Source organism: Type-A symbiont of Plautia stali, assembly GCF_059731155.1.
The window spans coordinates 3,375,782-3,389,920 of record NZ_AP035891.1 but is presented as its reverse complement, the minus strand read 5'-3'; the positions used below and the strand labels follow the sequence as shown (position 1 = coordinate 3,389,920).

Annotated in this window: 9 protein-coding genes and 5 pseudogenes; 7 read left to right on the top strand and 7 right to left on the bottom strand. The window is 57.5% G+C overall.

Annotation, left to right across the window (positions count from 1 at the left end; genetic code table 11):
* Window position 1: 1 nt before the first annotated feature.
* Entirely contained in the window at window positions 2-1,312 is a 1,311-nt protein-coding gene (locus tag AC6I8M_RS18095; RefSeq protein ID WP_010618708.1) for a CYTH domain-containing protein, read from the bottom strand.
* Between the two features lie 205 nt (window positions 1,313-1,517).
* Between AC6I8M_RS18095 and AC6I8M_RS18090 the strand changes: the two genes are divergently transcribed.
* Both AC6I8M_RS18090 and AC6I8M_RS18085 read left to right on the top strand, forming a co-directional pair.
* Window positions 1,518-2,141 (top strand): TIGR04211 family SH3 domain-containing protein, encoded by a 624-nt coding sequence (locus AC6I8M_RS18090; RefSeq protein WP_010618709.1) that lies wholly within the window; start codon window positions 1,518-1,520, stop codon window positions 2,139-2,141.
* Between the two features lie 141 nt (window positions 2,142-2,282).
* Complete coding sequence (locus AC6I8M_RS18085) at window positions 2,283-3,515, top strand: multifunctional CCA addition/repair protein (RefSeq protein ID WP_010618710.1); 1,233 nt, start codon at window positions 2,283-2,285, stop codon at window positions 3,513-3,515.
* A gap of 18 nt (window positions 3,516-3,533) precedes the next feature.
* Here AC6I8M_RS18085 and bacA read toward each other — a convergent pair.
* Window positions 3,534-4,354 (bottom strand): annotated as a pseudogene (gene bacA / locus AC6I8M_RS18080) (undecaprenyl-diphosphate phosphatase).
* 191 nt (window positions 4,355-4,545) lie between these two features.
* Window positions 4,546-4,905, bottom strand: a complete 360-nt coding sequence (gene folB / locus AC6I8M_RS18075; protein WP_010618712.1) for a bifunctional dihydroneopterin aldolase/7,8-dihydroneopterin epimerase — start codon at window positions 4,903-4,905, stop codon at window positions 4,546-4,548.
* Window positions 4,906-5,012: 107 nt separating this feature from the next.
* Between folB and plsY the strand changes: the two are divergent.
* A pseudogene (gene plsY, locus AC6I8M_RS18070) lies at window positions 5,013-5,611 on the top strand (glycerol-3-phosphate 1-O-acyltransferase PlsY).
* A gap of 31 nt (window positions 5,612-5,642) precedes the next feature.
* Here the strand turns inward: plsY and tsaD are convergent.
* Window positions 5,643-6,656, bottom strand: coding sequence for a tRNA (adenosine(37)-N6)-threonylcarbamoyltransferase complex transferase subunit TsaD (gene tsaD, locus AC6I8M_RS18065; RefSeq protein WP_010618715.1), 1,014 nt, complete (start codon window positions 6,654-6,656; stop codon window positions 5,643-5,645).
* Window positions 6,657-6,937: 281 nt separating this feature from the next.
* Here tsaD and rpsU point away from each other — a divergent pair, with 281 nt between their 5' ends.
* From rpsU to rpoD, 3 genes are all read left to right on the top strand, one after another.
* Window positions 6,938-7,153, top strand: coding sequence for a 30S ribosomal protein S21 (rpsU, locus tag AC6I8M_RS18060; protein WP_010618716.1), 216 nt, complete (start codon window positions 6,938-6,940; stop codon window positions 7,151-7,153).
* A gap of 118 nt (window positions 7,154-7,271) precedes the next feature.
* Window positions 7,272-9,017: a DNA primase gene (gene dnaG, locus AC6I8M_RS18055; RefSeq protein ID WP_498013549.1), complete on the top strand. Its 1,746-nt coding sequence runs from the start codon at window positions 7,272-7,274 to the stop codon at window positions 9,015-9,017.
* 378 nt (window positions 9,018-9,395) lie between these two features.
* Window positions 9,396-11,228 (top strand): RNA polymerase sigma factor RpoD, encoded by a 1,833-nt coding sequence (gene rpoD, locus AC6I8M_RS18050; RefSeq protein ID WP_498013548.1) that lies wholly within the window; start codon window positions 9,396-9,398, stop codon window positions 11,226-11,228.
* A 48-nt stretch (window positions 11,229-11,276) separates the two neighbouring features.
* On the opposite strand, the pseudogene AC6I8M_RS18045 reads toward rpoD, so the two are convergent.
* From AC6I8M_RS18045 to AC6I8M_RS18035, 3 pseudogenes are all read right to left on the bottom strand, one after another.
* A pseudogene (locus tag AC6I8M_RS18045) lies at window positions 11,277-11,954 on the bottom strand (substrate-binding domain-containing protein); the annotation flags it as partial.
* Between the two features lie 171 nt (window positions 11,955-12,125).
* Window positions 12,126-12,642: pseudogene (gene mug / locus AC6I8M_RS18040) on the bottom strand (G/U mismatch-specific DNA glycosylase).
* Window positions 12,639-13,212, bottom strand: a pseudogene (locus AC6I8M_RS18035) (TetR/AcrR family transcriptional regulator). The pseudogenes mug and AC6I8M_RS18035 overlap by 4 nt, the downstream one beginning before the upstream one ends.
* Before the next feature lie 136 nt (window positions 13,213-13,348).
* Between AC6I8M_RS18035 and AC6I8M_RS18030 the strand changes: the two are divergent.
* Window positions 13,349-14,131 (top strand): SDR family NAD(P)-dependent oxidoreductase, encoded by a 783-nt coding sequence (locus AC6I8M_RS18030; protein WP_010618722.1) that lies wholly within the window; start codon window positions 13,349-13,351, stop codon window positions 14,129-14,131.
* Window positions 14,132-14,139: the final 8 nt, after the last annotated feature.

The following is a 14,139-nucleotide window of genomic DNA, read 5'->3' as shown; positions in this document are numbered from 1 at the left end:
CTTAGCGTTTCGCACCGTTGTTCAGCCAGAACGGCGGTTGACGTATTGCCAGATTGACCAGCTGAATCAGACCGCGCTCCTGTTTTTCACGAATAGCGTGCTGCAACTCCTGCCAGCCCGCCAGCCACTGGCTGACCTCTTCAGCCGGATACGCACCCGCCAGCAGGTGCACCGCCAGCAGCTGGCGGTTCAGGCACGTGGCTTTGTCCTGAAATTCATTAAACAGTTGCACGTCGACGAAGGTTTCACGCAGATCCGCGCCGATACGCCCCAGCATGATGTCGCTGAAGCGTTTAAACGATCCCTGCAGCTTACTTTTGCTCTTCTCGTCCAGCCACGGCTGCCACTGCGACTCCACCAGCCAGTGAGTAAGTGCTAACTGTGCTTCAACTGAGGTCGGTGAGAAGCAGACGGTTTGCGCGCTGGCCTCGCTGTCCGCCAGCAGCTCTTCCAGCCGGGTCAGCTTCTGACGCAGTTCGCTATTGGCCTTGCGCGGCACCAGCGTGCCAAACAGGGAAAATGCCTGACGCAGCGTTTCCAGCGCTTCAATTACCCGTGCCCGGGCGTCTTCGTTACCGCGCAGCCAGACCTCTTCGTGGTACTGCCAGTGGCCGAGCGCCGCGCTCATGGCGTGAACCATGCCCTGCTCCACCGTGGCTTTAGCGGCAATTTTCTGCAGCGTCAGCGCGCGCAATGGTCGCGGCGCGTTGCCCTGCGCCAGCTGATAACCGCGTGCCGCTTTGCTCAGGCTGCCGAGGCGCAGGCCGCCCATGGCGATCAGCGCACTGGCAAAGGACAGCATATCGCTGTGCGCTCCACGCTTAAGCTCCAGATCCACTTCATACAGCGGCTCGGTCAGCTCCCCTGCGGCAACGCTGCCGCAATCGAAAGCCACTTCAATTTCGCTGTCGCCAACGCTCACCAGCCAGGTTTCACGCTGGAAATGAGTGCTGAACAGCGCCTGCAAACGCGGCTGAAGCGCGGTAACATCGGTCCCCTGCGGCCAGATCTCTGCCGGCAACCGGGCAATGTCCAGCTGCTGCTCGCTGAGGTCGACGTTGTATTCCGGACGCTGATGCAGACCGCCCAGCGTTTTGCCGGCTGTTTTCAGCGTCATTTCATAGCGCTGATCCACGCCGCGAATCCGCAGGCCCATATCCCAGCGGCGTAGCTGGTTGTCATCGGTTTCGTAATAGATGTTGGTCAGCTCACGCGCGGCGTGGTGCTGATGTGGCCAAGCGGCAAGCGTCTGCGCCAGTTTTTCGGCGGCTTGCGGGGTGGCAATGAACTTTAATTCGATTTCGATGGTCATAATTTTTTATTCAATACGCTGCTGGCACTTACGAGTTTAATGTGGCGAAGAGTAATGCACCGCAAGCCTGCTGTCTCTGCTTTCTTGTGCTTTTACGACCCTTTTCGCACTGCATTGAGACCAGGATAGTTCTCATTCAGATTTATGCTAAGCGACTCCAGACTGTGCCGGTAAATTTACGCCCATCATGAAAAAACGATATCGAATGAAAAAAATCACACTTGCCGCCCTCTCTTTGCTGGCTTTCAGCGCCATCGCACCGGCCCACGCGGCCGATGAAAAACGTTACATCTCCGACGAATTATCCACCTGGGTACGCAGCGGCCCTGGCGATCAGTATCGCCTGGTTGGCAAGCTGAATGCCGGGGAGGAAGTCACGCTGCTGCAAACCAATAATGACTCGCAGTACGCGCAAATCCGCGATGCAGAAGGCAAAACTAACTGGATTCCGCTGTCACAGCTCAGCGCCTCTCCCAGCCTGCGCACCCGCGTGCCGCAGCTGGAGCAGCAGGTCAAAGAGCTGACCGACAAACTGGCGAACATTGATAACAGCTGGAATCAGCGTACGTCAGAGATGCAGAACAAGGTGGCCAACAGTGACGGCACCATCAACGGCCTGAAAGAAGAGAATCAGAAGCTGCGCAACGAGCTGATTGTGGCTCAGAAGAAGGTCAGCGCCGCTAACGTTCAGCTGGATGACAAACAGCGCACCATCATCATGCAGTGGTTTATGTATGGCGGCGGCGTGCTGGGCGTTGGTCTGCTGCTCGGTCTGCTGCTGCCGCACATGGTGCCGCGCCGCAAGAAAAACGATCGCTGGATGAATTAAAGCCGCCACGCCATTTGTGGTTTGCCTGGAGGGGATCGTCAGATGCCCCTTTTGGTATGCCCGCTTTTTCGCCAAAGTATGCAACAATAACGTAACAAGCGTGCGCGGCACGCAAAAGTGGATTGCCTCTGGAGTGGTTGAGTGAAGACGTTTCTGGTCGGTGGCGCAGTGCGTGATGCCTTACTGCGTTTGCCGGTAAAAGATAGAGATTGGGTGGTAGTGGGCGCGACGCCCGACAGCATGCTGGCGCAGGGCTATCAGCAGGTGGGCCGGGATTTTCCGGTTTTTTTACACCCTGAAAGCCGCGAAGAGTATGCGCTAGCGCGCACCGAACGCAAAAGCGGCAACGGTTATACCGGCTTCGTGACGCAGTTCGCGCCGGACGTGACGCTGGAGCAGGATTTACAGCGTCGCGATCTGACCATCAATGCCATCGCGCAGGCCGCTGACGGCACGCTGATCGACCCTTATCACGGCCAGCAGGATTTGCAGCAACGCACCCTGCGTCATGTGTCGGCAGCTTTTAATGAAGACCCGCTGCGCGTGCTGCGCGTGGCGCGTTTTGCTGCCCGTTTCGCCCATCTCAATTTCCGCGTGGCACCTGAAACCCAGGCGCTGATGCGCGAGATGGCGCACAGCGGCGAACTGGCGCACCTCACCGCTGAGCGGGTGTGGAAAGAGACGGAAAAAGCGCTGCTGACGCGCAATCCACAGGTCTATTTCCAGCAGCTGCGTGACTGCGATGCATTGCAGGTGCTGTTCCCGGAAATCGACAACCTGTACGGCATTCCGGCCCCCGTTAAGTGGCATCCGGAGATCGACACCGGCGTCCACGCGCTGATGACGCTGACCATGGTTGCGGCGCTCTCCGACCAGCTTGACGTGCGTTTCGCCACGCTGTTCCACGATGTGGGTAAGGCACTGACGCCGACAGAAAAGTGGCCGAGCCATCATGGCCACGGCCCGGCCGGTGTACCGATTGTTGAAGCGCTGTGCCAGCGGCTGCGCGTGCAGAACCAGGTGCGCGATCTGGCCTTGGTGGTGACGGAGTTTCACGATGTGGTGCACACCATTGAACGCCAGCCGGCTGACGCGCTGGTGGCGCTATTTGACCGCATCGACGCATGGCGCAAGCCCGATCGCGTGGAAAAGATGGCATTAACCAGCGAAGCCGATGCACGCGGGCGCACTACGCTGGAGAGCATGGCTTATCCGCAGGGCGATTATCTGCGGCGCGCGTTTGCGCTGGCGCAGGCGGTGCCCACCAAAGCGGTGGTCGAGGCCGGTTTCAAAGGCGCGGCGGTGCGGGAAGAGCTGACGCGTCGGCGCGTGTTGGCGTTGCAGGAAGGGTTAATCGACGCGCGGCCAGCGTAACCGGCCGCGCCTCGCGTATTACATAAAGATGGCGTAAACCGCTGCCGCGACGATAAAGCGGTAGATGGCAAACGACACGAACGAGATACGTTTGATCAGCTCAAGGAACACTTTGATCGCCAGCAGCGCGACAATAAAGGCGGTCACGAAGCCCACGGCAAACATCGGGAAATCCTGCATCGTCAGGAAGCCCATGCTCTTGTAGAGATCGAGTCCGGTAGCACCGATCATCATCGGTACCGCGAGGATGAAGGAAAACTCGGACGCCGCATAGCGGCTGACGCCCATCAGCATACCGCCGGAGATGGTGGCGCCGGAACGCGAGAAGCCCGGCCACAGCGCCAGACACTGGAAGCAGCCAATCATAAACGCCTGGCGATAGGTGATGTCATCAATGCCCACCGCTTTCGGCTGCTTTGGCTTGAGATATTCCGCCGCCAGCAGCAGCACACCGCCCACCACCAGCGCGTACATCACGTTGATCGGGTTAAACAGGGTTTTAATCTGGTCATGCAGCACCAGGCCAATCACTACCGCCGGCACCATACCCAGCAGAATGTGAATCAGCGTCAGTTTTCCGCTGCCGACGCCTTCATGGCGCTCCTGGCTGAAGTGAATGCCGATCAGGCCAAACAGCCGGCGCCAGAACATCACGACTACGGCGAGGATCGAGCCCAGCTGGATCACCACTTCAAAGGTTTCCGCCTTCTCACCCTCGAACCCCAGCAAATGGCCAACAATAATCATGTGGCCTGTGGATGAGACCGGCAGGAACTCCGTAAGGCCTTCCACAACCCCTCCAGGATTGCAGCTACCCATAGCTGATGAATGTCTGCCATCAAATTTTACCCTTTATCCGTTTTAAACAGTAAAAAGGCGGTCGCGCACCGCTACCGCCTGAAATTATGCCTGCGCCTTGCTGAAGGAAACCTTAACGATTTCGGTCACTTCCCCTTCATCAGCGCAGCGGTCTCCACTGAGACACACCATAATTTGGTTTGGTTTCATTGTGATGGCAATCACGCAGGATTTATTTAGGAATAGTCCCGCGCTCAATTCTCACGCCCACGCTCGCCGCTTGGGCGACAGCACCCGGTTTACCTACCTTCACGCGTACTCCGGGCGTTTTGAAACGATTCATCAACAGATCGGCGATTTCTTCCGCCACCCGTTCGACCAGCGCAAAACGCTGCCCCTGCAGATGATTGAGGATCGCTTCGGTGACATCGGCGTAGCTCAGACAGTGGTTCACATCGTCGCTCACCGCCGCCCGACGGTTATCCCACACCATTTCGACATCGAGCACCAGCTTCTGCTGCATGCCCTGTTCCCAGTCGTAAACGCCAATGGTGGTGAACACGGTGAGTTGTTCTATAAATACGATATCCATGATGTCACTCTCTGTTTTTGGCTTAGCCGGATACCACTTCCGGCGGATTATGCGTATTATCCACGCTTATCGAGAATAAAACGACCCAAAAGGAACGGTACGAAGCTATGAGTGCTATCGCGCTTGGTATGATTATTTTCGCGTATCTTTGCGGCTCGATGTCCTGTGCGATCCTGGTTTGTAAACTCGCTGGTTTACCCGATCCCCGCAGCGCAGGCTCTGGCAATCCAGGCGCCACCAACGTGTTACGTATTGGCGGTAAAGCCGCCGCTGACGCGGTACTGATTTTCGACGTGGCGAAGGGAATGGTGCCGGAGTGGATCGCCTGGTGGCTGCACGTCACGCCGATGTATCTTGGCCTCACGGCCATCGCCGCCTGCCTCGGCCATATCTATCCGGTGTTTTTCCGCTTTCGCGGCGGCAAAGGTGTGGCCACCGCGTTTGGGGCCATCGCGCCGATTGGCTGGGACCTGACCGGCTGATGACCGGCACCTAGCTGCTGACGGTGCTGCTCAGCGGTTACTCATCGCTTGGCGCGATCGTCAACGCGTTGATTGCCCCGTTTTACGTCTGGTGGTTTAAGCCGCAGTTCACCTTTCCGGTGTCGATGCTGTCATGCCTGATTTTGCTGCGCCATCACGACAATATTCAGCGCCTGTGGCGCGGTCAGGAAAACCGCGTGTGGAAGCGTAAAAAGAAGAAATAAAAAAACCGGGGCGCAGCCGGTTTTTTTATCATCAGATGGCCGGTAATTCCGCCAGCGGCCAGCGAGGCCGCACGCTGACGTCCAGCTCACCGTGCGTGCCGCCTTTCAGCCGCACCATGCCGGCATAGGCAATCATCGCGCCGTTGTCGGTGCAGAACTCCGGACGGGCATAAAACACTTCGCCGCCGCGCGCGCTCATCATCGCCACCATGCGTTCGCGCAGCGTGCGATTGGCGCTCACGCCGCCGGCAATCACCAGTTGTTTGAAGCCGGTCTGCTCCAGCGCACGCTTGCATTTGATCATCAGCGTATCCACTACCGCATCTTCAAAGGCGCGGGCGATATCGGCACGCGCCTGTTCGTCACCGTCATGTTCGCGAATGGTATTCGCCGCGAAGGTTTTCAGGCCGGAGAAGCTGAAGTCCAGCTCCGGACGATCGGTCATCGGACGCGGGAACTTAAAGCGATCCGGTGTGCCCTGCTGTGCCATGCGCGACAGCATCGGGCCGCCCGGATAATCCAGCCCCAGCAGCTTGGCGGTTTTATCGAACGCTTCCCCGGCGGCATCGTCAATCGATTCGCCCAGCAGCGTATATTCACCAATACCGGTGACGCTGATCAGCTGCGTGTGGCCGCCGGAGACCAGCAGTGCCACGAACGGGAATTCCGGTGGGTTGTCTTCCAGCATCGGTGCCAGCAGATGGCCTTCCATGTGATGCACCGGCACCGCCGGCACGTTCCAGGCGAACGCCAGCGCGCGGCCAATGGTGGCGCCAACCAGCAGCGCACCGACCAGTCCGGGACCGGCGGTGTAAGCCACGGCGTCAATCTCTCCGGCCTGTAAGTTTGCCTGTTTCAGCGCGGCCTGGATCAGCGGCACGGTTTTCCGCACGTGATCGCGCGAGGCCAGTTCCGGCACCACGCCGCCGTAATCCGCATGTAATTTCACCTGGCTATATAATTGATTCGCCAGCAGACCGGACGCATCGTCATAAATCGCGATGCCGGTTTCATCGCAGGACGTTTCAATACCCAGAACTCGCATAGCTTTATCACCCTCTTCATTGCGGCGCGCAGTGTAGCACAGGCCGGCTGACGCCTGCGCCCTTCCGCACGTGAAAAAGTGTTTTTCTGTCGCGCAAAGAGTGCGCTATACTCCACGGCCTGAAAAAACCGGTAGCCGCACAGGCAAACGCTCCTGTTGGTTCTAAATTGTCCATGGTGCTTTACAAGCCAGCCGCGCCTAGAGTAAAATGCTGCACCATTTTGAAAAGTGCTGGCGCCGCAGTCAGCAGCAAAAACCGAATTTTATCGAGGTGAGAGTTAATGCCGGTAATTAAAGTACGTGAAAACGAGCCATTCGACGTAGCACTGCGTCGCTTCAAGCGTTCCTGCGAGAAAGCGGGCGTTCTGGCTGAAGTTCGTCGTCGTGAGTTCTATGAAAAACCAACGACTGAGCGTAAGCGCGCTAAAGCGTCTGCAGTTAAGCGTCACGCCAAGAAACTGGCTCGCGAAAACGCACGCCGCACTCGTCAGTACTAATTTCTTTCGGAAGTTCGCTTCCGCCGCGTGTTAAACGCAGACAGAGTCAAGTAAGAGGCCGTGCTTTCCGAAAGGAAGCGCGGCTTGTTGCCGTTTATGAGCTGAAAAACCGGGGCTTATGGCTGGACGAATTCCACGCGTATTTATCAATGATTTACTTGCCCGCACGGACATCGTGGATCTTATCGATGTCCGCGTTAAGCTGAAAAAGCAGGGTAAGAACTATCACGCGTGCTGTCCTTTCCATAACGAAAAAACCCCCTCTTTCACCGTAAGCGGTGAGAAGCAGTTCTACTACTGCTTTGGCTGTGGTGCCAAAGGCAACGCCATCGACTTCCTGATGAATCACGATCGTCTGGATTTCGTCGAGAGCGTTGAGGAGCTTGCCACACAGCACGGCTTAGAAGTGCCGTACGAAGCGGGCAACGGTCCGAGCCCGATGGAGCGCCATCAGCGCCAGAGCCTGTATCAGCTGCTGGAAGGTTTAGACAGCTTTTATCAGCAGAGCCTGCGCAATCCGCAGGCGAAATCAGCACAACAGTATCTCGCCACACGCGGGCTGAGCCAGCAGGTGATCGATCACTTTGCCATTGGCTATGCGCCAGCTGGCTGGGACAACGTGCTGAAGCGTTTCGGTCAGCAGAAAGAAGATCGTGAATCACTGATGGAAGTGGGCATGCTGGTCAGCAATGACAGCGGCCGCACCTACGATCGTTTCCGCGATCGCGTGATGTTTCCGATTCGCGACAAGCGCGGACGCGTGATTGGTTTTGGTGGCCGCGTGCTGGGCAACGATACGCCCAAGTACCTTAACTCACCGGAAACGCCGATTTTCCATAAAGGCCGCCAGCTGTACGGCCTGTATGAAGCGCAAAAAAATCATCCGCAACCGGCGCGTCTGCTGGTGGTGGAAGGCTATATGGACGTGGTTGCGCTGGCGCAGTTCGGCATTGATTATGCTGTCGCCTCGCTGGGCACCTCGACCACGGCGGAACATATCCAGCTGCTGTTCCGCTCGACCGATAAAGTGATCTGCTGCTACGACGGCGACCGCGCCGGTCGTGAAGCTGCATGGCGTGCGCTGGAAACCGCATTGCCTTACATGAATGATGGTCGTCAGCTACGCTTTATGTTTTTGCCCGACGGCGAAGACCCGGATACCCTGGTGCGTAAAGAGGGCAAAGCGGCGTTCGAAGCGCGGATGGAGCAGGCCATGCCGCTCTCCACGTTTCTGTTCGACAGCCTGATGCCGCAGGTGGATCTGAGTACGCGCGACGGCCGCACCAAGCTGGCGACGCTGGCACTGCCGCTGATCAGCCAGATTCCGGGCGAAACGCTGCGCATCTATCTGCGCCAGACGCTGGGTAATAAACTCGGCATTCTGGACGATAACCAGTTAGACAAGCTGATGCCTAAGCAGGCGGAAAGCAATACCGCGCCGGTGGCGCCACCGTTGAAACGCACCACCATGCGCGTGCTGATTGCGTTGCTAGTGCAGAATCCGCAATTTGCCGCCATCGTGCCTGTCCTGGACGGGCTGGAGCAGTCAAAATTAGCGGGATTGCCGCTGTTTGTGGAGTTAGTCCGCCGTTGTACTGAGAATCCTAGCCTGACCACTGGACAGCTACTAGAGTTATATCGCGGGACAGAATTTAGCCAGCCCCTTGAAACACTGGCCACCTGGAACCACATGATCGTTGATGACGAAGCGGAAGAAGTGTTTCAGGACTCGCTGGCAAGCATCTATGATGCTGCGCTGGAGCAGCGCCTCGAAGCACTGATTGCGCGCGACCGGACTGAAGGCCTGAGCGCCGCCGAACGCCGTGAATTCTGGGCATTAAGCCAAGCATTAGCGAAAAAATAAGATTTTACCGGGTCAGAACGATGAAGTCTGATAAAGCCGCCCTTCTTGCCTGATGTTTCTGGTTTATAGACGCTGTAAGCGAAGCCGGAAGCAATGCATACGTGCCAGAGGCGTTAACGTCGCAGTCAGTTTCAAGGCTGCCAGCGCGCAGCAACCGGAGCGTACTGGCGTACGTGAGGATTGCGAGCACTGCCAGAATTGAAAATGGCAAGTAAGTTAGCTTCGGACAGAATATTAAGCGGCTTAAGTGCCGATTTACGATGGGCCAAAGCCCTGGCCGCGTTGAAGGCAGCGGCAAAAATACAACGCCTTCACTGTTATAGTTGGCTCGCTGCCGACCGACACCAATCTAATTAACAGAAGTGTGGATACCGTCTTATGGAGCAAAACCCGCAGTCACAGCTTAAGCTGCTTGTCACCCGTGGTAAGGTGCAGGGCTATCTGACCTATGCTGAGGTCAATGACCATCTGCCGGAAGATATCGTCGACTCCGATCAGATCGAAGACATCATCCAAATGATCAACGATATGGGTATTCAGGTGGTGGAAGAAGCCCCGGATGCCGATGATCTGATGCTGAATGAAAACAGCACCGATACTGACGAAGATGCCGCGGAAGCTGCCGCTCAGGTATTATCCAGCGTTGAATCTGAAATTGGCCGTACCACTGACCCGGTACGCATGTACATGCGTGAAATGGGTACCGTTGAGCTGCTGACGCGTGAAGGCGAAATCGACATCGCCAAGCGTATCGAAGACGGTATCAACCAGGTGCAATGCTCTGTCGCCGAATACCCGGAAGCGATCACCTACCTGCTCGATCAATACGATCGCGTTGAAGCGGGCGAGTCACGCCTGTCTGACCTGATCACCGGTTTCGTCGATCCGAACGCCGAGGAAAATCTGGCGCCAACCGCGACCCACGTCGGTTCTGAACTGTCGGAAGAAGACCGCGACGACGACGAAGAGGAAGACGAAGAGAGCGACGACGACGATAACTCTATCGATCCGGAACTGGCGCGCGAGAAGTTTAACGACCTGCGTACGCAGTACGAAACCACGCGCACGGTGATCAAAGCCAAAGGCCGCAGCCATGCGGACGCTGTGGCCGAGATCAACAATCTCTCTGAAGTGTTTAAACAGTTCCGCCTGGTGCCGAAGCAGTTCGACTACCTGGTGAACAACATGCGTGAAATGATGGAGCGCGTGCGTACGCAAGAGCGCCTGATCATGAAGCTGTGTGTTGAACTGTGTAAAATGCCGAAGAAAAACTTCATCACCCTGTTTACCGGTAATGAAACCAGTGAGAGCTGGTTCAAAACGGCACTCGCCATGAACAAACCGTGGTCGGAAAAACTGCAGGAAGTGGAAAAAGATGTCATGCGTTCGCTGCAGAAACTGCTGCAGATTGAAGAAGAGACCGGCCTGACCATTGAGCAGGTGAAAGACATCAACCGTCGTATGTCGATCGGCGAAGCCAAAGCGCGTCGTGCGAAGAAAGAGATGGTTGAGGCTAACCTGCGTCTGGTGATCTCCATCGCCAAGAAGTACACCAACCGTGGCCTGCAGTTCCTCGATCTAATTCAGGAAGGCAACATCGGTCTGATGAAAGCGGTTGATAAGTTTGAATATCGCCGTGGCTATAAGTTCTCAACTTACGCCACCTGGTGGATCCGTCAGGCTATCACCCGTTCCATCGCCGACCAGGCGCGTACCATCCGTATCCCGGTGCATATGATTGAGACCATTAACAAACTCAACCGTATTTCGCGCCAGATGCTGCAGGAGATGGGCCGCGAACCAACGCCGGAAGAGCTGGCTGAGCGCATGCTGATGCCGGAAGATAAAATCCGTAAGGTGCTGAAAATCGCTAAAGAGCCGATCTCCATGGAGACGCCGATTGGTGATGATGAAGATTCGCATCTGGGCGACTTTATCGAAGACACCACGCTGGAGCTGCCGCTGGATTCCGCGACCTCGGAAAGCCTGCGTTCTGCCACCCACGACATGCTGGCTGGCCTGACCGCGCGTGAAGCCAAAGTCCTGCGTATGCGTTTCGGTATCGATATGAATACCGACCACACGCTGGAAGAGGTGGGCAAACAGTTTGACGTAACGCGTGAGCGTATCCGTCAGATTGAAGCCAAAGCGCTGCGTAAACTGCGCCATCCGAGCCGCTCGGAAGTGCTGCGTAGCTTCCTCGACGATTAATCGTCCTGGTCAGTAAAAACCCCGGCTTGCCGGGGTTTTTTATTGTCTTCAGTATGGCGTCAGCCCTTTCTCCTGCATCACGCTGTGCGCCTTGTCGCTCTGCAGGTATTTCACGAACTTCGCCGCGGCCTGCTGTTGCTGGCTGCTGCGCGTGATCACCGCACCGTATAGCGTGTCCTGCTGTGCTGCCGGCGGAATCAATCCCACGATAGTAATGCCTTTCACCGCCTTCAGCTCACTGTTCTGCTGGAAGCCCAGCTCGGCTTTGCCCTGCGCGACCGCCTCACCCACCGGCGTGGCCGGAATCACGGTGATCTTCGCAGCTGTTTTCGGGTTCAGCTGCAGCTTATCCAGCATCTTGCTCTGAATATATTTGCCGCTGGCGCTGTCAGACACGGCGATGCTTGAGGCGGAGGTCAGCACCTGTTTGAACTTCGCGACGGTGCTGATATCCGGCGGCGTCGTGCCCTGCTTCACCGCCATGGCAATATACGAGTGCGCCAGCACCTGATGGCTGGCGCTATCCACCCATTTCGCCTGCTCTAGCGGCTTGATGGCGTAATCCACCATCACCAGCACATCCGCGCTTTCATGGCGTTTGAGGCGATGAGGAATCGCCTGCGGCGTATCCCCCATCGACGGCGCCGCTTCCAGCTCAATGCTGTCACCGCTCTGCTGCTGATAATCCTGCTTCAGGCTTTCAATCACCGGGTACATACCGCCGGAACTGAATACCTCAGCGTTGCGGCCTAGACGCCCGGTTGCGCCGCCAGCAGCAGTGCCGCCAGAACCATGGTGCGTTGCTTCATCTCCCTGCTCCTTTTTTTGCGTGAAGCATCCGGTGTAGCCAGAAACAAAACGATGAACAACGTTATTACCTGATGAAACAGAGCCAGCTCACGCCTTATTCTGTAACCAATCATGAAGCTGGCGATAAGCGGCGACCATCTCCTCCAGCGAAGCGCGGTTCAATCCGCTGGGATTGGGCAGCACCCATAAGCGGGTTTCGCCCAGCAACTGCGGCTGCTCGCACCACGCCACATTGCGCTGACGAAACGCCTTCTGAAACGCATCCTTACCCAGCACCGCCAGCGCACGCGGCTGATAGCGCAGCACCTTTTCCTGCAGACGCGCGCCGCCATCGCGCAGCTCCGCGCCCGCCAGCTCGCTGGCCTGAATGGTGGGGCGCTCTACCAGCATGGTGATGCCGCAGCCGGTCTCCAGCAGCCGCTGTTCCTGCTCCGGCAGCAGCTGCTCGTGGGTGAAACCCGGCCTGATGGATGACCTTCCAGAAGCGGTTGCCGGGATGCGCAAAGTGAAAACCGGTATGCGCCGAGGATTTGCCCGGGTTGATGCCGCAGAACAGCACCTGCAAATCGGGCGCGATGATGTCGCGGATGTCGTGATCGCTCATGCCGTCACCAAGCCGGCGCGCAATTTGACTGCCTGACACGTCACCTCCAGCATCTGGCGCGCTTCCGCCTCGTCAGTGCAGGCGCGCGCCAGCGCCAGCGCACCGACCATTTCGGCCTGCATGCTGCTGGCAATGCTCTCCGCCTGCGCATGTCCCAGCTGCTGCAGCGCCTGCACCAGCTGGCGCCGCACCGCTTCGCGCTTCGCCGAAAACAGCGCCCGCGCATCCGGCGGTAAATGCGCCACTTCGCTGACCAGCGCGGGTATCGGACACCCCTCGCCCGGCGCACCGCAGTGCTGGTCCGACAGATAGCGGTCGATCCACTGGTTCAGCCGTTCAGCCGGATCCTCAATCGCTAGCACGGCGGCAAAACGCTGCGCCGAGTCGGCAAACATCTCGCTAATCACCGCTTCGACCAGCGCTTCACGCGAGGCAAAGTGCGCATAAAACCCGCCGTGCGTCAGGCCGACGCGCTTCATCAGCGCTGCTACGCCAATGCCCTCGGTGCCGCATTCGCGCATCACCCAGAATGCGCTGCCGCGTGCGCGCCTTATGGCTTAGCTTTTCCATCGGTTGTTACACTGCTCATCGTTAATGGCAATCAGTGTAATTATTACTATCGTCATATTCCAGCTTGACGATAGATATGATGTTCGTCATATTAACAGCACACCAATATGACGACCATCATACAGATGGCTTTTCCATGTCACACCAACTGGCTTTAATCACTGGCGCCTCCAGCGGTATCGGCGCAACTTACGCAAAACAGCTGGCTGCACGCGGCAATGACCTGATTCTGGTGGCGCGCGATGCTGCACGCCTGAGCGCGCTGGCGCAGTCGCTGCGTGAGGCGCACGGCGTGGAAGTCAGCGTGCTGGCCGCGGACCTGACGCGCCATGAGGATCTGGCACGTATTGATAGCGAGCTGCGGGAAAATACGCGTATTACCACGCTGATCAACAATGCGGGCATGATGGTGGAAGGCGAGTTTATTGATGCCAGCATCGACCAGACGCAAACCATGCTGGCACTGAACGTGGTGGCGCTGACGCAGCTCTCTCACACGGCCGCACAGGTTTTCCGCAGTCGCAACGCGGGCACCATAGTGAACGTGGCGTCGGTACTGGCGCTGGTCAACGAGCAGGCAAACGGGGCCTACAATGCAACGAAAGCCTTTGTGCTTTCGCTGACGCGGAATATGCAGCGCGAACTGGCGGGCCACAACGTACGCGTGCAGGCGCTGCTGCCGGGCCTGACGCGCACCGAAATCTTTCAGCGCACCGGGCGCTCGGTGGATGACCTGCCGGCAGAGATGGTGATGGAGGTCGACGATTTAGTCGCCGCCGCGCTGCGCGGTCTGGATGACGGCGAAGCGATCACCATTCCTTCGGTAGAAGATATGGGCCTGTGGCAAAGCTTTGAGCAGGCGCGCGGCGTCATCCTGCCGTTTATCTCGCTGAATAAGCCCGCCACGCGCTATCGCTGAGCCTGCGC